The following is a 20,362-nucleotide window of genomic DNA, read 5'->3' as shown; positions in this document are numbered from 1 at the left end:
CCTATTATGAACAAGAAGGCCGTATTCAATCCGCATTCCTCACGCCACATCAAAAAAGCCCAAAGAGCTTATGCTCCTTGGGCTTTCTCATCATACTTCCATAATAATTGGAATGATCATCGGCTTACGTTTTGTTTTTTCATATAGGAATTGATTGAGTACGTCGCGCATGGATTGTTTCAATGTTGACCATTCAACAATTGAGTTTTCCGTTTGCTCTTTGACAATCCCTTTGACCATTTCTGTCGCTTTCACAATCAGCTCTTCAGATTCTCTGACATACACAAACCCTCTTGTAATAATTTCAGGTCCAGAAATTAATTGTTTCTTTTGTTTATCAAGTGTAATGACGACAATTAAGATACCATCTTGAGACAATAGGCGTCTATCGCGTAACACAATGTTTCCGATATCACCAACGCCAAGACCATCGATCAAAATATTGCCTTGGTGAACTTTTTCACCAATCTTGACGTTCTGTCCTCTAAACTCCACAACATCCCCTTTATCAATCAAGAAAATGTCACTGCGTTTCATTCCCACTTCTTCAGCAACACGAGAATGTGCTTTTTGCATACGATATTCGCCATTCACCGGAATTAAATACTTCGGCTTTAGTAAGTTCAGCATGAGCTTTAACTCTTCTTGGCAGCCATGTCCAGAAACATGCACACGTTTTTGCGCAAAAATGACTTGTGCGCCGCTTCTTGTAAGGAAATCCACTGTTTTTGAATAGGTGAGTTCTTGTCCAGGAAGAGGTGTAGATGCAATCACAACCGTGTCATCTTTTTCAATATGAAGCTGTTTGTGATTTTGTTTCGCCATTTTTGTTAACGCAGCAAGAGGCTCTCCGTGGCTTCCAGCTGTCAGAACGACCACATCGTTTTTCGCCATTTTCTTCACTTCTTGAACTGGTACAAATAATTCTTCGTCTGCTGTGACATAACCAAGTTTGATCGCAAGCTGAAGAGTCGTCATCATATTCTTTCCTGCTACGGCAAGCTTACGGCCATTTTGATTTGTTGCATTAATGATCTGCTGCACTCGGTTAATGTTAGATGAAGATACAGCCACAATGACACGATTTTCAGCATTGTACATCGCATTTGAGATTTCGTCTTGGACGAGCGCCTCAGAAGGTGTATAACCTGGTTTTTCAGCATTGGCACTGTCTGAAAGAAGTGCTAAAACGCCATTGTTTCCAATTTTCGCAATCTCTCCGATGTCACAGGCTTGGTTAAGCGCTGGGGTTTGATCAAATTTAAAATCACCTGTGCATACGATTGAACCAAGAGAGGTTTTGAAGCTGATCCCAACTGAATCAGGGATGCTGTGATTCGTTCTAAAGAATGATACCTTTGTTGTTTCAAACGTAATGACTGATTTTGCATGTACCTCACGCAAGTCAGCTTTTTGATTGAAGCCATACTGTTTTAATTTTTCTCGAAGTAACGCAAGGGTCAGCTTCGTTCCGTAAACTGGTACAGACAATTTGCTTAAGCAATGGAATACGCCTCCGATTGCTTCATCATGTCCGTGGGTAAGAAAGATTGCTTTCACCCGATCAGCACGTTCTGTTAAATAAGAGATATCAGGAATGACGACGTCAATGCCTAGCATTTCGTTTTCTGGATGCATCAAGCCTGCATCTACCACATATATGTCCGAATCAATTTCAATGACATATAAGTTTTTCCCGATTTCTCCAACGCCTCCCAGTGCAATAATTCTTACGTTCTCTGTATTTTTCTTTTTCAAAATTCTTTTCCTCCTAGTCTCAAGCCCGTCCATCATCGCTTAATGCTATTATAACTGAATCTAATTTTAGAAAACAAGATGAAGTCACATTTTAAGAAAGTGTTTATGTATAAAAAACGGTCATACTCAGGGACATCTGAGAATGACCGCTTACGAAATCTTTTGTTTTGATCAGCTGTTTAAGACGCTGCTTAAATCCAGTCTCTCTTCTTCTGACAAAGGTAAAAGCGGAAGACGAACCGATCCGACATCTAGTCCTTTCAGCTGAAGAGCTGTTTTGACAGGCGTTGGATTTGGCGCTGTGAAAAGCTGTTTCATGATTGGGAGCAGCTTTTGATGGATGAATGCGGCATTGGCCGTTTGACCTGAAGCATAGCTTTTCAGCATTTGCTGCATATCAAGCCCTACGATATGAGACGCCACAGAGACCACTCCTTTTGCACCAACAGATACAGCTGGAAGTGTTAAGCTGTCGTCACCTGAATAGACATCGAAATCTTCTGGTGTCTCTGCTATGATTTTTGTCATGGCATCAAGATCACCGCTTGCTTCTTTGATCGCGACAATGTTAGGTATTTGTGCAAGCTTAATGGTTGTTTCTGGGGCTAATGACGCAACCGTTCTCCCTGGTACATTGTAAAGCATGACAGGAAGAGATGTAGACTCGGCAATGGCTTTAAAGTGTGCATACATGCCTTCCTGTGATGGCTTGTTGTAGTAAGGTACGACAAGCATCACTGCATCAACGCCCGCTTCTTCTGCTTTTTTCGTTAGTTTGATAGACGCATTTGTATTATTACTGCCTGTTCCTGCAATGATTTTACAACGACCATTTGCTAATTTTACCGATTGCTGAAAAAGAGCGACTTTTTCTTCAGTCGATAAAGTTGGCGATTCGCCTGTTGTCCCTGCAACGACTAACGAGTCACTGCCGTTTTTTAACAAGTAATCAATGAGAATTGATAGCTTTTGGAAATCAATGTTGCCCTTTTTATCAAAAGGTGTAATCATAGCTGTTGCGATATTTCCGAAATTCATTTTTTTCACCTCATCATGATTCAATCACATTTATCTTGAAAGTTCAAACACTTCGTGCAGGGCATTGACAGCTGCTCTCATGTTTTCTTCGTTCACTAGCACCCAAATGGTCGTATGGCTGTCAGCCGATTGTAAAATCGGAATGTTTTGCTCGGATAGAGCCGATACAATTTTAGATGTGACACCTGGTACACCCATGATACCTGCGCCAACAGCTGATACTTTCGCACAATTTGTTGTGACAATTGGCGTATAACCAAGATCTTTTAGGATCGAGGTTGCCTTTTCAGTCATTGCACCTGTCACGGTATACACAATCTCACTCGGTGTAATGTTGAAGAAATCGACACTGATTTGTGCATTAGCCATTGCTTTAAAGACCTCTGTTTGGACGCTGTATTGCCCTTCTTTTGCCGGGACTTTGATTTGCGTCACATCATTGACATGTGCAATACCCGTAATGAGGCGGTCGTACACATCATGGCTCATTTTATCTGAGTAGTGTGACGTGACGAGTGTGCCCTCTTCATCAGAGTATGTTGAACGAACCCTCATTGGTACTTTTGCTTGCATCGCAATTTCGACAGCTCTCGGGTGAATGACTTTTGCTCCTTGATATGCAAGGTTGCAAATTTCTGTATATGTCACGACTCTGAGCGGCTTTGCATTTTCAACAATGCGGGGATCTGCCGTCATGACGCCTTCTACATCTGTAAAAATATCAATAAAGTCTGCCTGCAATGCAGCACCTAAAGCAGCTGCGGACGTATCACTGCCGCCTCGTCCAATTGTGGTCACGTCTCCATTTTTCGCGGCTCCTTGGAACCCAGCAACAACGACAACATCATGTTCAGATAGTGCCGCCTCGAGACGTTCGCACTTCATATCAATAATTTTCGCACTCGTATGTTCCTTATCTGTCACAAAGCCAGCCTGTGCGCCTGTCATCGCTACAGCTTTTAGCCCGTTTTCATTCAGCATGCTTGAAAACACAACAGCTGAAATATTCTCTCCGCAGGAAACGAGCAAGTCTTTTTCTCGATTTGTCATATGCTGCGCGCTGCCGTAAAGCAGACCAAGCAGCGTATCTGTCGCATAAGGATCGCCTTTTCGTCCCATTGCAGATACGACGACAACCGACTTATAGCCTTTCTCTTTTGCCGATAAGATATGTGCAAGTGCCCTTTTTCTACCTTGATCATCTTTGACAGATGTACCGCCAAATTTTTGGACAATTATTTTCACTGTTTTCACTCCAAGTTCATTCTGACGTAACAGAAGAGAGCAGGCGAAAGATGCCTAACTCTCTTCTGTTCGTCCTCATCATCCATTGAATGTTAAACTAATTTTAATGCTTTTAAGCTTTCTGCAATTTGAACGGAGTTCCATGCAGCGCCTTTTAGCAGGTTATCAGATACAATCCACATATGGAACCCGTTTGGACGGTCCAAATCTTTCCGAATGCGGCCGACAAATACGTCGTTTTTCCCAACAGCATCTGCAGGCATTGGATAAATTTGCTGAGACGGATCATCTTGCAGTGTAATGCCTGGAGCATCTTTTAGAATGGACTTGACGTCTTCAACTGTTGCGTCGTTTGATTCTAGTTCGACGTAAACAGATTCTGAATGTCCTGTTTCAATTGGAAGTCTCACACATGTTGCCGCTACTTCCAGCTCTGGCATATGCATGATTTTTTTCGTTTCGTTGATCATTTTCATTTCTTCAAATGTGTAGCCATTGTCTTGGAATTTATCAATTTGCGGAATCGCATTAAATGCAATTTGATAAGGCATGACTTCCGGCTTCACATCTTCTTTATTTAAAATGGCTTGTGATTGGTTATATAGCTCGTCAATGGCTTCATGTCCTGCACCTGATACGGCTTGGTAAGTGGACACGATGACTTTTTTCATGCCATACGCCTGACGAAGCGGTTCTAATGCCGCTACCATTTGAATCGTTGAACAGTTAGGGTTTGCAATGATTCCTTTATGGTCATGCAAGTCTTTTTCGTTTACCTCTGGTACGACAAGAGGGATGTTTTCGTCCATACGGAAAGCACTTGTGTTGTCTACAACAATCGCACCTCGTTTGACCGCTTCAGGAGCTAGCACCTTGGAAACATTTCCTCCAGCACTGAATAATGCAATGTTCACTCCTTCAAAGCTTTCAGGTGTTGCTTCCTGTACGGTATACTCTTGACCTCTGAATGTCACTTTTGTTCCAGCAGAACGTTTTGAGGATAGTAGAGTCAGTGTATCCATTTCAAAATCTCTGTCAGCTAGTGTTTTTAACATTTGTTGACCGACAGCTCCAGTCGCTCCAACTACAGCTACATGCAATCCTCTTCCCATCAGTAAAACTCCTTCCGACCCATCCATGATTCTTTTCTTTCGGATGGCCATCCTATGACTTTTTACATTTTATTTTACCATAGAAAAGCAAGGCTTGAAGCATCTTTTTTGAATCTTTCATGATTTTCTAGTGAATCTATTATTCGTTTGGTCCAATTAAAATTGGCTGAATTTGTCTATGCTGAAGTGCCTCTTCTACTGTTTGAGAAAGCAAATCCATGTTCGCGACCATGGAGGTCGGTTTTTTAAATGGATCATCTTGACCAAATGGAATAAAGAAAATATTCTTTGTCGACATCAACCTCATCAGATTTGTACCATTTAAGCCTAGCGCATCATTTGTTGAAATTCCTAAAACGACAGGACGATGATTTCGAATGGTTGCTTTTGCAGCCATTAAAACAGGGCTGTCTGTCATGGCATTTGCGAATTTCGCCATCGAGTTCCCTGTTAATGGAGCAATGACCATACAATCAAGTGGCAGCTTAGGTCCGAGCGGCTCTGCTTTCACGATTGAGTCAATCGCCTTAAAGCCAGTCAGCTTCTCAATCCGCTCAATCCAGTCCGCTCCATCTCCGAATCTTGTATTCGTGTTCTGGACCGTATATGACACCACTGGACGCACTTCTGCTCCTTCTTTTACAAGTGCTTCGATTTGCGGATAAACAGCTTCGTACGTACAGTGGGAACCAGTTAAGCCAAAACCGATTCTTTTCCCTTTTAATGTTGTCATGATTCCATCCCCCTTTTTTCCTCTGCAAGTTCACATAAGAGCCCAGAAAGCACTTTTGCAATGATTTGCCCTGCTGTCTTTGGTGCGACAATCCCCGGGAGTCCTGGTGCAAGAAGCGCCTTCACTCCATGTTTTTGTGCAAAGTCAAAGTCTGTTCCTCCTGGGCGGGAGGCGATATCTAAAATGAGTGTCTTTGGTGTCATGCTGACGATGACAGATGAATCTAATACAAGGCTTGGAATGGTATTGATGATGATATCTATATCTGTTACTTCTTCTTTTAACCGGTCCATTGAAAATGGATCGAGTCCCATTTCAAATGCCCGCGCTAAATGCGCTGTATCTGCTGCCCCTACTTTTACATCCGCACCGAGTGCCCGAAATGTGCGGGCAATGGTGAGTCCTGTTCTTCCGAGTCCGAGAACAGCAACACGTGATCCATGAATCGTATAATCCGTTTGCTGAATGGCCATCATGATAATCCCTTCAACTGTTGGAATAGAGTTATATATGGCAATATCATCTCGCTCAAACAGCTTCACAAGTTTTCGATTCACCTGCTTTGCCAGATTGTCTAAGTACGTATTAGAAATACCTGAGTACAAGGTACAATGGGCAGGGGTTCTTTCTAAATATGTTGCTTCTAGTAACACCTGCTCATTTGAGAAAACTGTCGCGACAACACCTTCATCCGTTGCGCCTGATACTGGCAGGATCATACTGTCTACCTGTTCGAATGGAAGTTCTGACATTTTTAGCTTTTCAGCCCCAATAAATCCGTGATCCAGCTGATCAAATCCAACCAAAAACACTTTGGCATGCTGCTGTGACAGCTTGCGAATAATTTCAAGCTGCCTTGCATCTCCCCCGATCACCGCAACCGTTAAACCGCTCAACATACTGACCGTTCACCTTCTTTATTTAAAAAAGTCTGTAATATTTTCTGAATCTCCCTTTTAGCATATGAGGAGAGGATTCAGCCTGTGAACGAATCGAAGAGAGAAAAGAAAAAGAGCACCCATTTATGATGGATGCTCTTTTTCCCCGGGCGGCTGAAGTCCTTCAGGCACATCGAGAATGATCATATCTGATCCTATTTTTTGAATGTGATTCCACGGGACGCGGATGTCATTTCCTTGCTTTCGAAAGCCAAACCACTTCACCGAAGGTATGATGAGTGCTGTGATTTGACCGTCCTGTTCATTGATTTCAAGGTCGGTTTGTCCAAGCACGCCAAGCCGCTCCGCTCTTTTGATATCGACGATCTCTTTTCCTGACAGCTCACTTAGCCTCAAAATCGCATCACTTCCCTTCCGTATCATATATGCAGCCACAAGAAGAAATAGACCGTCACGCTTTTTCAAGTTATGAATGATGCCAATTTGAATACCAAGCTGGTTTCAGTTGATGAAAGTGATCATGGTCTGCCAGCATTCTCTCCACTCGGTTCACCATACCTTTTACATGTTCAGTGTCATAAGAAAGCGTCCAAACAATAGAAGAAAAGCAGCTCATTGCTGTATAGATAGAAAAAAGAAGCCAAAAATCGTCTGTGGCCTGCTTACTTACATAGTAATCCAGTTGCCCTGCTGAAAACGGAATACTATTTTCTCGGCTAAATAAGGACAGTTTATAAAAATCATGAACCGGGTCACCCCAGTCAGATTGATCAAAATCAATGACGCCGGCATACTCACCTTCTTGTATGATAATATTCCCCAAATGAAAATCATCGTGCTGGAATTGATTAGGTCTCGCCTTTACCGCATCAGCATGTGATTTGATAAAATCTAATACGAATTGCTCTTTCGTAAAGGTCACTCCACTTGATTGATAGGCATGTACATACCGCTCATATTTCGCCATGACTCTCTCATCCCATTGCACGACATGAGAAGGTGCGGGACATGTATGCATGAAATTCAGCTCTCTGCCTGCCCGTCTTCCGATTTCATACTGCTCTTCATTTGTAAGCAGATGGATGGATGCTCTAGCGTTCTCTCCTTCAATAAAAGAGAAAATACGATAGGTACACTTAAGTTCAGGATTCATTCCAACCTCCATGACTTCAGAACATAGAAGCCCTCGATTTTTAAACTTTTGCTGAACTGACGCTTTTCTTTTAAAATTAGCATACGTTTTGAGATTTGATAATTTGAGCACCAGCTTTTCACTTGAGGATGTTGTGACGAGATAAGTACGGTTTCCAGAAAAGCCAGATGTCATCGGCTGAAAGGAGATGGCTTGTGTCAGAAGCGGAGAGAGGAGTTTCAGTTTTTCAAGTTCCATGTAAGCAGTGCCCCTTTCTACTTGATATACAATAAACGGCAGACCTCTTAAGAAGCCTGCCGTGTTGTTTACATTATGATGGCTGATCACCCGTAGGACTAATAAGCGAGAGTGCATAATCCTCTGTAAAGATTCGTTTTGATAAGTTATTCACACCGTCTAATGTGACTTTGTTGATTTCGTCAATAATTTCATCAAGTGTACGATGTTTGCCAAGGAGCAGTTCGTTTTTACCGTTTCGGCTCATTTTGCTGTTTGTGCTTTCAAGACTGAGCATCAGGTTTCCTTTCATTTGCTCCTTAGAGTTTTCAAGCTCTTTTTGCGTGATTCCCTCACGCTTTAAGACGTCTAGCGTTTGTAAGATGGTTTCAGAGAGCAGGTTTAACTGCTTCGCTCCTGTCCCGCCATAAATTGTCAGCATGCCGTTATCTGCAAATGAACTGTGATAGCTGAAAACAGAATAGGCGAGTCCTTTGTCCTCTCTTACATCCTGGAACAAGCGGCTGCTCATGCTTCCGCCAAGAACATTATTTAAGACGATTAAGTCATAGATGCCTTTGTCTCCAGCTGGGAGGCCATTAAAGCCCATGCATAGATGCGCTTGCTCTGTTTCCTTTTTGCGTGTGAGCTTGTCATAGTGAAATTGCGGCGCTTCTACAGGCTGTTTCTTTCCTTTCGTTTCATACGAACCGAACAACTTTTCAACTTCACTAATGAATGTGTCATCCACATTCCCTGCAACAGAGATGACGACGCGGTCCGGCGTGTAGAATTCATCCATATAAGCTCTAAGAGAGTCACCGTTAAAGGTAGAAAGTGTTTCTTCTGTTCCTAAAATCGGGAACCCTAAAGAATGATCACCATAAATCGCTTTGCTCAACAGATCGTGAACGATATCATCAGGTGTATCCTCATACATTTTGATTTCTTCATATACTACATTTTTTTCTTTTTTCAGCTCTTGTTCATCAAAAGCGGAGTGGAAGAACATGTCGCTTAATACATCGAGGGCGTAGCCAGCATGTGAATCAAGCACCTTTGCATAGTAGCAAGTGTATTCTTTTGACGTAAAGGCATTCACTTGACCACCAATGCGGTCAAAGGATTCTGCGATATCACGTGCAGATCTCGTCTTTGTCCCTTTAAAGAACATATGCTCTAGAAAGTGTGAGATCCCATTAATTTCTGGTGTCTCATGTCTAGAACCCGTTCCAATCCAGACGCCAATTGCGACAGATCTGACAGTGGGATTGTTTTCAAGTACAATTCTTACTCCGTTTTGGCATGTATACGTTTTGACCAAGTTTTGCTCCTCCTATTCAACAAACAGATCGGATCACGGATGTCTTTTTTCACTTAGGAGGTCAGAAACCGTTCCTAATTCATATCCTCTTTCCTTAATTTGAGTGATAAGTGCGTCAAGACTTTTCGCCGTCGAATCTGTTGGATGCATTAATATCATCGCCCCATTGTGAATTTTCCCAAGCACCCGTTTTTGTAGTATGTTTGGTGACGGTTTTTGCCAGTCAATGGTGTCTACCGTCCACATAATGGTTTCCATTCCTTCTTCTGCGGCAAGCTTCACTGTTTCTTCTTTAAAGCTACCGCTTGGAGGGGCGAACCACTTCGGTTTTTTTCCAAGGGATTCTTCAATTTGACGATTTGTTTTGGTAATCTGCTCTAATGCTCGTTCTCTTGTCAGTGTGCGCATATCCGGGTGATTGTATGAATGGTTTCCAATTTCATGACCATCTGCCACGATTTTTTTAGCAAGATCCGTGCTATTTTTCACCCATTTGCCTTCTAAGAAAAAGGTCGCCTTGACTTGATGCTTTTCCAGTGTCTTTAACATCTTGATTAAATGCTCGTCACCCCAAGCCACGTTGATGAGGAAAGCATTCATTTTTTTATCTGGATGTCCCTTGTAAATGGGTTCAGCACCAAGTTCATGTAAATGAATAGAAGGTTTTGTTTCATTGAAAACAAGCAGCTTTTCATCAAATGACCCTTGTTTTTTCATTTTTTCATAAGAGGCATCGATATTGACCGTCTGTCCATTTAAACCAGGCATCTTTTTCCACACTTTATCAATCTTAGCATTTTGCGCCTTCACTTCATAGTCAGAAGACTTCGATTCAATCTCTTGATATAAAATATCTTTTGAAACAGATGCAACCTCAGCATGCTCTTTCATTGATTCAATATATGTAACAGCAGCCGGCTGCTTCATCGTTTGATATGACACGAGCAGTAAAAATACAAACACAATGAATGGTAACGTTTTTTTCAATGGTTGTCCCTCCCCTTTACCACAAATTATGATGGGGAGAAACAAGCTAGAACTATTGTTAGCGCAAGAAAAGAAAGAAGCCTGGTACGGATACCTGGCTTCTAACATATTTCATTAAGACTGTTTTTCTTCTTTTTCCTTTTCTTCACGTAAAACAGCTTTGCGAGAAAGGTTAACACGGCCTTGTTTATCGATTTCAGTGACTTTGACAAGTAATTCATCGCCAATCTTCACGACATCTTCTACTTTGCCTACACGATCAAGCGCAAGCTCAGAAATATGAACAAGTCCATCTTTGCCGCTGAAGATTTCAAGGAAAGCACCGAATTTTTCAATGCGTTTTACTTTACCTAAGTAAAGTTGTCCTACTTCAACTTCTCTCACAAGATCTTCAATGATTTTCTTCGCTTTTTGGTTCATGTCTTCTTCTGTAGAAGAGATAAAGATTGTACCATCTTGTTCAATATCGATTTTCACACCGGTATCTTCGATGATTTTATTGATTTGTTTACCGCTTGGTCCAATGACATCGCGAATTTTATCAGGATTGATTTTCATCGTTAAGATTTTTGGTGCATAACGAGACAATTCACCTCTAGAAGCAGGAATCGTTGACAGCATGCTCTCTAAGATTTCCATTCTTCCTTTTTTCGCTTGTTGGAGAGCTTCTTCCAAGATGTCTTTTGATAGACCATCGATTTTGATATCCATTTGAAGTGCTGTTACACCTTTTGATGTACCTGCAACTTTAAAGTCCATATCGCCAAGTGCATCTTCCATTCCTTGAATGTCTGTCAGCACTGTGTAGTATTCACCGGATTTCACAAGTCCCATTGCAATCCCTGCAACTGGTGCTTTAATTGGAACACCCGCATCCATCATCGCAAGTGTGCTTGCGCAAATACTTGCTTGTGAAGTAGATCCGTTTGATTCTAGTACCTCAGACACAAGGCGAACCGTATAAGGGAAATCTTTTTCAGATGGAATCACTGGTTCTAATGCCCGTTCACCTAGCGCTCCATGTCCGATTTCACGGCGGCCTGGGCCACGCATTGGACCTGTCTCACCAACACTGAATTGAGGGAAGTTGTAATGGTGCATGAAGCGTTTTGATTCTTCAACGCCTAGACCGTCAAGAATTTGCACATCGCCAAGTGCACCTAATGTACAAATACTGAGCGCCTGTGTTTGTCCTCTTGTAAATAGACCTGAACCATGCGTTCTTGGCAGAAGTCCTACCTCTGAAGAAAGTGGACGGATTTGATCTACACCACGTCCATCTGGACGTACTTTCTCTTCAGTGATCAGACGACGAACTTCATTTTTGACAAGCTTGTTTAATACGTCTTTCGCTTGTTTAATCGTCGCTTCGTCGCGATCTTCTTCTTCAAATTTCTCAACCACAGCTTTTTTCACAGCACTGATTGCATTTTCACGTGCATGCTTCTCATGTACTTGAATCGCTTTCAGCAGGTCTGTTTCAGCAAGTGCTTTTACTTCGTCTGCTAACGTTTGATCTACTTCATATAAAGGAATATCGATCTTTGCTTTTCCAACTGCTTTGACAATTTCCTCTTGGAATTCGATTAAACGTTTGATCTCTTGGTGACCATACATGATAGCTTCAAGCATTGTTTCTTCTGGTACTTCATCAGCACCAGCTTCGACCATGTTGATCGCATCTTTTGTTCCAGCGACTACAAGGTTGATGTCACTTTGTTCAAGCTGTTCTACATTTGGATTGATGATAAACTTTCCATCAACTCGTCCTACTGTAACGCCGGCGATTGGTCCCTCAAATGGAATGTCAGACACACATAATGCTAAAGATGAGCCAAACATTGCAGCCATTTCAGATGAACAATCTTGATCCACACTCATGACGATACTAATAACTTGTACTTCGTTTCTAAATCCATCTGCAAATAATGGACGGATTGGTCTATCAATTAAGCGGCTCGCAAGGATCGCTTTTTCACTTGGACGGCCTTCTCTTTTAATGAAGCCACCAGGAATTTTACCTACTGCGTATAATCTTTCTTCGTAGTTCACAGTGAGCGGGAAGAAATCAAGTGGTTTTGGTTCTTTAGAAGCTGTTGCTGAGCTAAGCACAGCTGTATCTCCGTAGCGTACGAGGACCGCTCCGTTTGCTTGCTTTGCAAGCTGGCCAGTTTCAACTGTCAGTTGACGTCCAGCCCAGTCTATGGTGAAGACATGTTTCTCTTGTCCCATTCTGAGAAAAACTCCTCTCTTATCTTGAAATTTTAGTTAATTCTTATTATGAACAAAATGATTTTCACATATCAATGTGAAAGGTGTATGTAGAAGGGTTTTTGCCATTCTTTCAACATTTTAACCATAAAATATTAGTGATTATACGATAAAAAAGCGGGAATCCTCCCGCTTTTTACGATTATCGACGTAAGCCTAGTTTGTTAATTAACTCACGGTAACGAGTTACGTCTTTATTACGTAGATACGTAAGAAGATTACGACGTCTACCTACCATTTTCAAAAGACCGCGACGTGAGTGGTGATCTTTCTTATGAGTACGTAAATGCTCGTTCAAGTTGTTAATTGATTCTGTTAGGACAGCGATCTGAACTTCTGGAGATCCAGTATCAGATTCGTGTGTTTTGAACTCATTAATTAATTGAGTTTTACGCTCTTGAGTAATAGCCATCCTGTTTCACCTCCAAATCATGTTAGCCCCATCTACCTCGCAACCGTCGGTGAAGTCGGCCTGCCAAGTAAGTGGTTTTAAAGCTACAGGAATAATCATACTAAAAATATGCTGAATTTGCAAATGGTAGAGCTGTTTTTCTATGATTTTTTTGTTTAATTTCGCTGATGTTGAAAAAACTGAATCGCTTCTTCTTTATCTTGACTGATTTGAGCCGTTAACTCCTGGATTCCGTTAAATTTTTGCTCACTGCGAATGCGCTTGAACCACTGTAATTTAATCGGTTCACCATATATTTCTTCGTTAAAATCAAAGAGGTTTACTTCAATGGCAGGCTGATCAGGGCGTTTTTCATAAAAGGTTGGTTTATAGCCAACATTACAAACACCGTCATACACTTTGCCTTTCACTTCTGCTCTTACTGCATAAACCCCTGTTGGCGGAATGATATATTCAGCAGATAAACCGACATTCGCAGTCGGAAAGCCGATCGTCCGTCCTCGTTTATCACCATGAATGACAATACCGCGCAGCTGATAAGGTTTTCCTAAAAGCTCACTCACATATTCAACATCCCCATTTTTCAATGCAGAGCGTATGAGTGTTGAGCTGACTTTTCGGTCTTGATTGGACAACTTAGGAACGATGGTGGCTGTAATACGCCCTTTTCCGTACTCATCGAAGGTTTCCATTGTGCCTGCACCAAAACGGCCAAACGTAAAATCAAAACCAGCTACTGCGTGCTTTACATTCAGCTCATCTAAATATTGATCGACAAACTCTTGAGGAGATAACGCTGCAAAGCTTTCGCTGAACTGCACAATGTATAAATAGTCAGCGCCCAGCTGTTCGATGAAATCAATTTTATCCTCAAGCGGTGTAATTAAGTCCTTGGGTTCACGTGCTTTTTGCAAAACATGTGATGGGTGCGGATGAAAGGTCATGACCGCTAAAGCCAATCCTTCTTTTCTCGCAATGCTTTTTGCTGCGCCAATCACTTTTTGATGTCCGAGGTGAACACCGTCAAAATACCCTAAAGCCATAACAGACGGGTCTTGATCCTTTTGATTCAATGTATGTGGGTGTGAAATATGTATAGTCTTCACGAGATGGTCACCTTTTCTTTAAGATTGCTTGTCCTGAGATAAGATCTTCGCCGGCTTCATCAGATTCTGTTTGGTCGGGTGCTTCATATATATCGCCATACACCGGCCTGAAGGAGCAAAGACAGCGACACGATCTTCCTCTGCGAAATGAGCGAATTCATCAGGCATTGGCAGGACTGCACCGTTTTCCACTTTACTTGCTAATGTATCATTTATCTCCCATTTCGGCAAATGATTGAGCGCACGCTCGATCGGGACAAGGTGCTCATCTACTGTGCCTTCTTCGCTTATATCACGCAGCTCATCAAGGGTGATGCACTCATCTAGTGTAAAATCACCTGACCCTGTGCGTATGAGGTGTGACATGTGAGCTGGAAATCCTAGTTTCTTTCCAATATCAACCGCTAAGGTTCTAACATACGTTCCTTTTGAACATAAAACGGTAAATCTAAAAGATACTTTTCCGTTTTCAAATACAGCAGGTGTTGTCCGCTCGATACGGTGAATTGTAATCTCGCGGCTCGGCCGCTCAATTTCAATGCCTTCTCTCGCATATTCATAGAGCTTTTTCCCGCCAATTTTCACAGCAGAAAACATTGGAGGAGTTTGTTCAATGGTTCCTTGAAACTGTTTCAGCACAGCATCAATGTCTTCTTCTGAGATGGGGTTTTGCACCTTTTTTTCTTCTACGATCTCACCTGTTTGGTCTTCTGTCGTCGTAGAAAAGCCAATCGTGATTTCTGCATCATACGTTTTCGATTTATCTGTTAAATACTCAACGATTTTCGTCGCTCTTCCAATACAAATGGGCAGAACACCTGATACTTCTGGGTCGAGGGTTCCTGTATGTCCGACTTTTTTTGTGTGCAATATCTTTCTCACTTTGAACACACAGTCGTGAGAGGTCATTCCTCTTTCTTTATGTAATAAAAGAACACCATTTATCATCTGCGTTCTCTCCTTTCATAAACGATGAAAAAGGACAGACGATCATCGCCTATCCTTATTTCAACGTCTTATTCGTGATCTTTTGTGTTTAGTTCAGCAATCAGGCTTTCAATTCGGTTTCCGTAATCCACGGATTCATCGAATTCAAAGTGTAGTTCTGGTGTTTTGCGAAGTCTAATTCGATTGCCAATTTCAGAGCGGATATACCCTTTAGCCTTTGCTAGGCCTTTTAAGGTTTCCTCTCTTTTCTTCTCGTCGCCAAGAACAGAAATGTAGACTTTGGCAATTTGCAAATCACCGGTCACTTCGACATCGGTTACAGTCAAAAAGCCGATTCTTGGATCTTTCAGCTTTCTGCCAAGGATGTCGCCCAATTCTTTTTTCATTTGCTCACCCACACGGGTCGCTCTCATACTCATGATCTTATCACCTCTAATTAAAACCACTCAGTTTTCGTGATCGTTCGTTCAATTTCAGGAAAAGAATCAATAAAGCTTAATACACGCTGAAGTTCCTTTTCCACTTGAACCCGAGATGAAGAAATCACGGCGATTCCAATTGATGTACGCTGCCATGTATCCTGATAATCCATTTCAGCCATGGTCACATTGAATTTATGGCGCGTTCTTGTCAATATACGCTGAAGAACCGCACGTTTTTCCTTCAGTGAGGATGCATCATAGATGATACACTCACATTCGGTATAACCGATCATTTTCTTTCGATTTCTTGCATAACGAATGATTCCAGAACATCGCCTTCACGGATATCATTGTATTTCTTAATGGTAATACCACATTCATAGCCTTGTGAAACTTCTTTCACGTCATCTTTAAAACGTTTTAATACGTCGACTTCGCCTTCAAAAATGACGACGCCATCACGGATTAAGCGGATACCACTATCTCTTGTGATGGTTCCTTCAGTGACATAGCCACCAGCAATTGTACCGATTTTAGATACTTTGAACGTTTGACGAACTTCAACTTGACCAATGACTTTTTCTTCATATTCAGGGTCAAGCATCCCTTTCATCGCAGCTTCAATTTCATCGATGACTTTATAGATAATGCGGTGCAAGCGGATATCTACGTTTTCTGTTTCAGCTGTGCTCTTCGCATTTCCATCAGGACGTACGTTAAATCCGATCACGATCGCATTAGAAGCACTTGCTAAAATGATATCAGATTCTGTAATCGCTCCAACACCCGTATGGATAATTTTCACTTTTACGCCTTCTACTTCAATTTTTTGAAGAGCTGCCGTCAGCGCTTCAGCAGAACCTTGTACGTCTGCTTTCACGATCAGGTTGATATCTTTCACTTCGCCTTGTTTGATTTGCTCAAATAGGTCATCTAAAGATAATTTTGCTTTGTCTGAACGCTTTTCATCAAGCTGTTTTGAAGCACGCGCCTCACCCACTTGACGAGCTGTTTTTTCGTCTTTGAATACGAGGAACTGATCGCCCGCATTTGGTACATCATTTAAACCAGTGATTTCAACAGGTGTAGATGGTCCCGCTGTTTTCACACGGCGTCCAATGTCATTGACCATTGCTCGTACACGGCCAAATGTATTTCCAACAACGATTGGGTCACCTACTTGAAGTGTACCAGTTTGAACAAGAAGGGTTGCAACAGACCCTTTTCCTTTATCAAGCTCAGCCTCAATGACAGTTCCTTTAGCCGCACGATTTGGGTTGGCTTTCAGTTCTGCTACTTCGCTGACAAGAAGGATCATCTCGATCAATTCATCGATGCCTTCACCTGTTTTTGCAGATAGTGGAACGAAGATCGTTTCGCCGCCCCAAGCTTCTGGTACAAGGCCATGTTCAGTTAATTCCTGCATCACACGGTCAGGGTTAGCTGTTGGTTTGTCAATTTTATTGACAGCGACAACGATTGGTACCTCTGCCGCTTTCGCATGGTTAATGGCTTCAATCGTTTGCGGCATCACGCCATCATCTGCTGCAACAACTAGGATTGTTGTATCAGTTACCTCGGCACCACGTGCACGCATCGTTGTAAATGCTGCGTGTCCAGGGGTATCAAGGAACGTGATTTTCTTGCCGTTTTCTTCAATTTGGTATGCACCGATATGCTGCGTGATTCCACCAGCTTCGCCTTCAACGACTTTCGTTTTACGAATGCTGTCAAGAAGCGTTGTTTTCCCATGGTCAACGTGTCCCATGATCGTAACAACTGGAGGGCGTACTTGCATATCTTCTTCTTTATCTGCAACTTCATACTTTTCAAGTTCAGTTTCTTCTAAAATGATAACTTCCTCTACTGGAACGCCATATTCAGAAGCGATTAATTCAACTGTATCTTTATCAAGCTCTTGGTTAATAGTTGCCATAACACCAAGCATCATCAGCTTCTTAATGATTTCAGCTGATTCTTTTCCAAGCTCTTCGGCAAGCTGGCCAACTGTCATTGAATTTGTAAATTCAATTTTTTCAGGAAGCTCTTTTTTAGGCTTCACAGGTCTAGCTTGCTGATGCTGTGACTTGTTGCCACCGCGTTTGTTTTTGTTTTTGTTTTGGTTGTTGTTTTTTTTGTTTTTATTAAATTGATTATTCTGCACGTCATTCTTCTTTCTATCATTGATTTTGTTAGATGATTGGTTTTTTTGTTCTGCGGGTTTCTCGTTAGCTGTCTCTTTTGCTTTGGCTTTTTTATATTTAGCGTCTAGCTTTTTCACAGTGTCGTCTTCAAGCGTCGCCATGTGGTTGTTCACTTCCACGTTCATATCCTTAAGCGCTGCTATAATATCTTTACTTGAAACATCTATGGCTTTTGCATATTCATATACTCTCACTTTAGCCATTCGTTCACCCCCAAATAAATTAATCGAGCAAGCTTATAAGCTTCTTAGCGAAGCCTTGGTCAGTGACAGCGACAACTACGCGAGCTTCTTTCCCAATAGAACGTCCGAGAACGGAACGGTCTTCAATTTTTCTAACCGGAACATTATAAAATTTGCATTTGTCAGATACCTTTTTCTCTGTGTTCGGTGAGGCATCTGCTGCAAGAAGAACCAGCTTAGCACGCGCATGTCTAACTTCTTTGATCACAAGATCTTCTCCTGACACGACTTTACGAGCTCGATTTGCTAGACCAAGCAAAGGATACCACTTAGAATCAGTCATTTGGTTTTTTCACCTTTTCAGCTAGTTCTAGTAATTCTTCAAATATGTGTTCGTCAATCTGTGTCTGAAATTGCTGTTGTAAACTGCGTTTGTTCTTTGCCGCAAGAATGGTTTCTTTATCGAGAGAAAGGTAAGCTCCGCGTCCGTTCTTTTTTCCGGTTGCGTCAACAGACACTTCACCTTCTTTAGAACGAACAACACGGATCAGTTCTTTCTTTGGTTTCATTTCTCCCGTCACGACACATTTTCTAAGCGGGATTTTTTTTCGGCTATTCACCTTTTACATCACCTCTTATTCGTCAGATTCCTCAGCTACTGGTTCAGCCTCTAAGAAAAGAGATTCAGAGTCTTCAGTTCTTGGGAAAATACCGAGTTCCCTTGCATCTGTTTCGCTTTTAATGTCAATTTTCCAGCTAGTCAGCTTTGCTGCAAGACGAGCATTTTGACCTCTTTTACCAATGGCTAACGACAGCTGATAATCAGGGACAATGACTGTTGTCGCCTTATCTTCTTCATTCACAATAACATCAAGTACTTTTGATGGACTTAATGCATTGGCAACAAATTCAACTGGGTCATTAGACCAATGGACAATGTCAATTTTTTCGCCTTTTAGCTCGTTGACAATTGCTTGTACACGCTGGCCTTTTGGACCAACACAAGAACCAACTGGGTCAACATCAGGATCATCAGTACGAACAGAGATTTTAGAACGGTCCCCAGCTTCTCTAGCAACCGATTTAAGCTCTACAGTACCATCATAAATTTCTGGCACTTCAATTTCAAATAAACGCTTTAAAAGACCTGGATGTGTTCTAGACACATAAATTTGTGGTCCTTTTGTTGTTTTTTCGACTTTTGTAATAAACACCTTAATGCGGTCATGTGGTTTGTAGTCCTCATTTGGCATTTGTTCGTTGACCGGAAGAAGGGCTTCGATTTTGCCAAGTGACACGTAAATGAATTTACTGTCAATTCGCTGAACGATTCCCGTCATAATGTCTTCCTCGCGATCGATAAACTCAGTGTAGATCACACCTCGCTCTGCTTCTCTCACTCGCTGCGTCACCACTTGTTTCGCAGTCTGAGCTGCAATGCGTCCGAAATCTTTTGGCGTGACTTCAATTTCAACGACGTCACCTACCATGTAATTCGGGTTCATATTGGCTGCATCATCTACAGAGATTTCAAGGCGAGAATCATACACTTCATCTACAACATCTTTTCTTGCAAATACGCGAATTGTTCCCGTTTCGCGGTTTAAATCAACACGAACATTTTGCGCTTGATTAAAGTTACGCTTATATGCAGAAATGAGTGCAGCTTCTATCGCTTCAATAATAATTTCTTTACTAATACCCTTCTCTTTCTCGAGAACAGTCAGGGCATCTAACAACTCACTACTCATTTTTATGGTTCCCCCTTATATCAATGAAAAGGTTAATTGAACGAAACTGCTAATCTTGCGTTAGCTATTTTTTCGTATGGAATATTGATCTCTTTCTTTCTTGTCTTGATCTTCACTGTCACTGTTGCAATCTCACCATCAAAGCTTGTAAGCTCACCTTCAAACGCTTTTTCACCATCAATTGGTTCATATGTTTTCATGAAAACATTTTTTCCAAGTGCTTTTTCAAAATCAGCTTTTTTCTTTAATGGGCGCTCCGCTCCAGGAGAGGACACTTCAAGAAAGTAGTTTTGGCTAATCGGATCTGCCTCATCAAGCTTTTCGCTCAAGGCTTCGCTCACTTTGGCACATTCTTCGATATCGACGCCTTTATCAGAGTCAATAAACACGCGAAGGAACCAGTTTTGACCCTCTTTGACAAATTCAACATCAACGAGTTCAAGCTGTAAGCCATCTAAAATTGGCTGTACCATTTCGCTTACGACATCCACTACTTTTTTGCTCATTCTCTTCCTCCTTGTGCTTTCGATAAACGCTCTTATCAATCATTCTGCATAAAAACCCTGCTTTATGTGAGCAGGGGGAGCAGAAAACGGATGAA

The 20,362-nt window shown here is 41.8% G+C and carries 21 protein-coding genes; all 21 read right to left on the bottom strand.

Annotated features, from left to right (window positions below):
- Positions 1-90 precede the first annotated feature (90 nt).
- The gene (gene rnjB / locus MHI33_RS09615; RefSeq protein WP_003212233.1) at positions 91-1,758 is read right to left on the bottom strand and encodes a ribonuclease J2; all 1,668 of its coding nucleotides are present in this window, start codon (positions 1,756-1,758) and stop codon (positions 91-93) included.
- Between the two features lie 171 nt (positions 1,759-1,929).
- Positions 1,930-2,796, bottom strand: a complete 867-nt coding sequence (gene dapA / locus MHI33_RS09610) for a 4-hydroxy-tetrahydrodipicolinate synthase (RefSeq protein ID WP_217012517.1) — start codon at positions 2,794-2,796, stop codon at positions 1,930-1,932.
- Between the two features lie 30 nt (positions 2,797-2,826).
- Positions 2,827-4,041: an aspartate kinase gene (gene dapG, locus MHI33_RS09605; RefSeq protein WP_012010005.1), complete on the bottom strand. Its 1,215-nt coding sequence runs from the start codon at positions 4,039-4,041 to the stop codon at positions 2,827-2,829.
- A 92-nt stretch (positions 4,042-4,133) separates the two neighbouring features.
- On the bottom strand, positions 4,134-5,153 hold the full coding sequence (asd, locus tag MHI33_RS09600; RefSeq protein WP_044141875.1) for an aspartate-semialdehyde dehydrogenase: 1,020 nt from the start codon (positions 5,151-5,153) through the stop codon (positions 4,134-4,136).
- 139 nt (positions 5,154-5,292) lie between these two features.
- The gene (gene dpaB / locus MHI33_RS09595; protein ID WP_044141876.1) at positions 5,293-5,886 is read right to left on the bottom strand and encodes a dipicolinate synthase subunit B; all 594 of its coding nucleotides are present in this window, start codon (positions 5,884-5,886) and stop codon (positions 5,293-5,295) included.
- The gene (gene dpaA, locus MHI33_RS09590) at positions 5,883-6,785 is read right to left on the bottom strand and encodes a dipicolinic acid synthetase subunit A (protein WP_044141877.1); all 903 of its coding nucleotides are present in this window, start codon (positions 6,783-6,785) and stop codon (positions 5,883-5,885) included. Before dpaA ends, dpaB begins: the two co-directional genes overlap by 4 nt.
- Positions 6,786-6,908: 123 nt before the next feature.
- Positions 6,909-7,181 carry a YlmC/YmxH family sporulation protein gene (locus MHI33_RS09585; protein WP_044142096.1) on the bottom strand — a complete coding sequence of 91 codons (273 nt, stop codon included), beginning with the start codon at positions 7,179-7,181 and terminating at the stop codon, positions 6,909-6,911.
- 70 nt (positions 7,182-7,251) lie between these two features.
- On the bottom strand, positions 7,252-8,175 hold the full coding sequence (locus MHI33_RS09580; RefSeq protein ID WP_340910833.1) for an aminoglycoside phosphotransferase family protein: 924 nt from the start codon (positions 8,173-8,175) through the stop codon (positions 7,252-7,254).
- 73 nt (positions 8,176-8,248) lie between these two features.
- Entirely contained in the window at positions 8,249-9,478 is a 1,230-nt protein-coding gene (locus MHI33_RS09575; protein ID WP_044141880.1) for a M16 family metallopeptidase, read from the bottom strand.
- Between the two features lie 33 nt (positions 9,479-9,511).
- On the bottom strand, positions 9,512-10,405 hold the full coding sequence (locus tag MHI33_RS09570) for a polysaccharide deacetylase family protein (protein WP_340913807.1): 894 nt from the start codon (positions 10,403-10,405) through the stop codon (positions 9,512-9,514).
- Positions 10,406-10,579: 174 nt separating this feature from the next.
- Positions 10,580-12,697, bottom strand: coding sequence for a polyribonucleotide nucleotidyltransferase (pnp, locus tag MHI33_RS09565; protein ID WP_126741666.1), 2,118 nt, complete (start codon positions 12,695-12,697; stop codon positions 10,580-10,582).
- Between the two features lie 181 nt (positions 12,698-12,878).
- Positions 12,879-13,148, bottom strand: a complete 270-nt coding sequence (rpsO, locus tag MHI33_RS09560; RefSeq protein ID WP_008354438.1) for a 30S ribosomal protein S15 — start codon at positions 13,146-13,148, stop codon at positions 12,879-12,881.
- Positions 13,149-13,303: 155 nt separating this feature from the next.
- On the bottom strand, positions 13,304-14,254 hold the full coding sequence (gene ribF / locus MHI33_RS09555) for a bifunctional riboflavin kinase/FAD synthetase (RefSeq protein WP_044141883.1): 951 nt from the start codon (positions 14,252-14,254) through the stop codon (positions 13,304-13,306).
- An 18-nt stretch (positions 14,255-14,272) separates the two neighbouring features.
- Complete coding sequence (truB, locus tag MHI33_RS09550) at positions 14,273-15,202, bottom strand: tRNA pseudouridine(55) synthase TruB (protein WP_106067478.1); 930 nt, start codon at positions 15,200-15,202, stop codon at positions 14,273-14,275.
- Between the two features lie 68 nt (positions 15,203-15,270).
- Positions 15,271-15,621: a 30S ribosome-binding factor RbfA gene (gene rbfA, locus MHI33_RS09545; RefSeq protein WP_003210803.1), complete on the bottom strand. Its 351-nt coding sequence runs from the start codon at positions 15,619-15,621 to the stop codon at positions 15,271-15,273.
- Between the two features lie 17 nt (positions 15,622-15,638).
- A complete protein-coding gene (locus MHI33_RS09540) occupies positions 15,639-15,917 on the bottom strand; it encodes a DUF503 domain-containing protein (RefSeq protein ID WP_012009994.1) in 279 nt (92 codons plus the stop codon).
- Positions 15,914-18,031, bottom strand: coding sequence for a translation initiation factor IF-2 (gene infB, locus MHI33_RS09535; protein WP_106065294.1), 2,118 nt, complete (start codon positions 18,029-18,031; stop codon positions 15,914-15,916). The genes MHI33_RS09540 and infB overlap by 4 nt, the downstream gene beginning before the upstream one ends.
- A gap of 19 nt (positions 18,032-18,050) precedes the next feature.
- Entirely contained in the window at positions 18,051-18,353 is a 303-nt protein-coding gene (locus MHI33_RS09530; protein WP_034619894.1) for a YlxQ family RNA-binding protein, read from the bottom strand.
- Positions 18,346-18,630, bottom strand: coding sequence for an RNase P modulator RnpM (rnpM, locus tag MHI33_RS09525; protein WP_003210758.1), 285 nt, complete (start codon positions 18,628-18,630; stop codon positions 18,346-18,348). The genes MHI33_RS09530 and rnpM overlap by 8 nt, the downstream gene beginning before the upstream one ends.
- Before the next feature lie 15 nt (positions 18,631-18,645).
- Positions 18,646-19,761 (bottom strand): transcription termination factor NusA, encoded by a 1,116-nt coding sequence (gene nusA / locus MHI33_RS09520; protein ID WP_003211013.1) that lies wholly within the window; start codon positions 19,759-19,761, stop codon positions 18,646-18,648.
- Positions 19,762-19,793: 32 nt separating this feature from the next.
- The gene (gene rimP, locus MHI33_RS09515; RefSeq protein ID WP_003211398.1) at positions 19,794-20,267 is read right to left on the bottom strand and encodes a ribosome maturation factor RimP; all 474 of its coding nucleotides are present in this window, start codon (positions 20,265-20,267) and stop codon (positions 19,794-19,796) included.
- Between the last annotated feature and the right edge of the window lie 95 nt (positions 20,268-20,362).

This window comes from Bacillus sp. FSL K6-2971 (genome assembly GCF_038006405.1).
GTDB classification, from domain to species: domain Bacteria; phylum Bacillota; class Bacilli; order Bacillales; family Bacillaceae; genus Bacillus; species Bacillus pumilus.
The sequence above is the reverse complement of the archived record's forward strand: the minus strand, read 5'-3'. Positions and strand labels throughout refer to the sequence as shown.

Excerpts from the sequence above, each read along its gene's own strand:
- rimP (WP_003211398.1), bottom strand. The coding sequence starts at position 20,267 with ATGAGCAAAAAAGTAGTGGATGTCGTAAGCGAAATGGTACAGCCAATT.
- MHI33_RS09570 (WP_340913807.1), bottom strand. The coding sequence starts at position 10,405 with ATGAAGCAGCCGGCTGCTGTTACATATATTGAATCAATGAAAGAGCAT.
- MHI33_RS09530 (WP_034619894.1), bottom strand. The coding sequence starts at position 18,353 with ATGACTGATTCTAAGTGGTATCCTTTGCTTGGTCTAGCAAATCGAGCT.
- pnp (WP_126741666.1), bottom strand. The coding sequence starts at position 12,697 with ATGGGACAAGAGAAACATGTCTTCACCATAGACTGGGCTGGACGTCAA.
- dpaB (WP_044141876.1), bottom strand. The coding sequence starts at position 5,886 with ATGACAACATTAAAAGGGAAAAGAATCGGTTTTGGCTTAACTGGTTCC.
- dpaA (WP_044141877.1), bottom strand. The coding sequence starts at position 6,785 with ATGTTGAGCGGTTTAACGGTTGCGGTGATCGGGGGAGATGCAAGGCAG.
- asd (WP_044141875.1), bottom strand. The coding sequence starts at position 5,153 with ATGGGAAGAGGATTGCATGTAGCTGTAGTTGGAGCGACTGGAGCTGTC.
- infB (WP_106065294.1), bottom strand. The coding sequence starts at position 18,031 with ATGGCTAAAGTGAGAGTATATGAATATGCAAAAGCCATAGATGTTTCA.
- nusA (WP_003211013.1), bottom strand. The coding sequence starts at position 19,761 with ATGAGTAGTGAGTTGTTAGATGCCCTGACTGTTCTCGAGAAAGAGAAG.
- MHI33_RS09540 (WP_012009994.1), bottom strand. The coding sequence starts at position 15,917 with ATGATCGGTTATACCGAATGTGAGTGTATCATCTATGATGCATCCTCA.
- truB (WP_106067478.1), bottom strand. The coding sequence starts at position 15,202 with ATGATAAATGGTGTTCTTTTATTACATAAAGAAAGAGGAATGACCTCT.
- rbfA (WP_003210803.1), bottom strand. The coding sequence starts at position 15,621 with ATGAGTATGAGAGCGACCCGTGTGGGTGAGCAAATGAAAAAAGAATTG.
- dapA (WP_217012517.1), bottom strand. The coding sequence starts at position 2,796 with ATGAATTTCGGAAATATCGCAACAGCTATGATTACACCTTTTGATAAA.
- rpsO (WP_008354438.1), bottom strand. The coding sequence starts at position 13,148 with ATGGCTATTACTCAAGAGCGTAAAACTCAATTAATTAATGAGTTCAAA.
- MHI33_RS09580 (WP_340910833.1), bottom strand. The coding sequence starts at position 8,175 with ATGGAACTTGAAAAACTGAAACTCCTCTCTCCGCTTCTGACACAAGCC.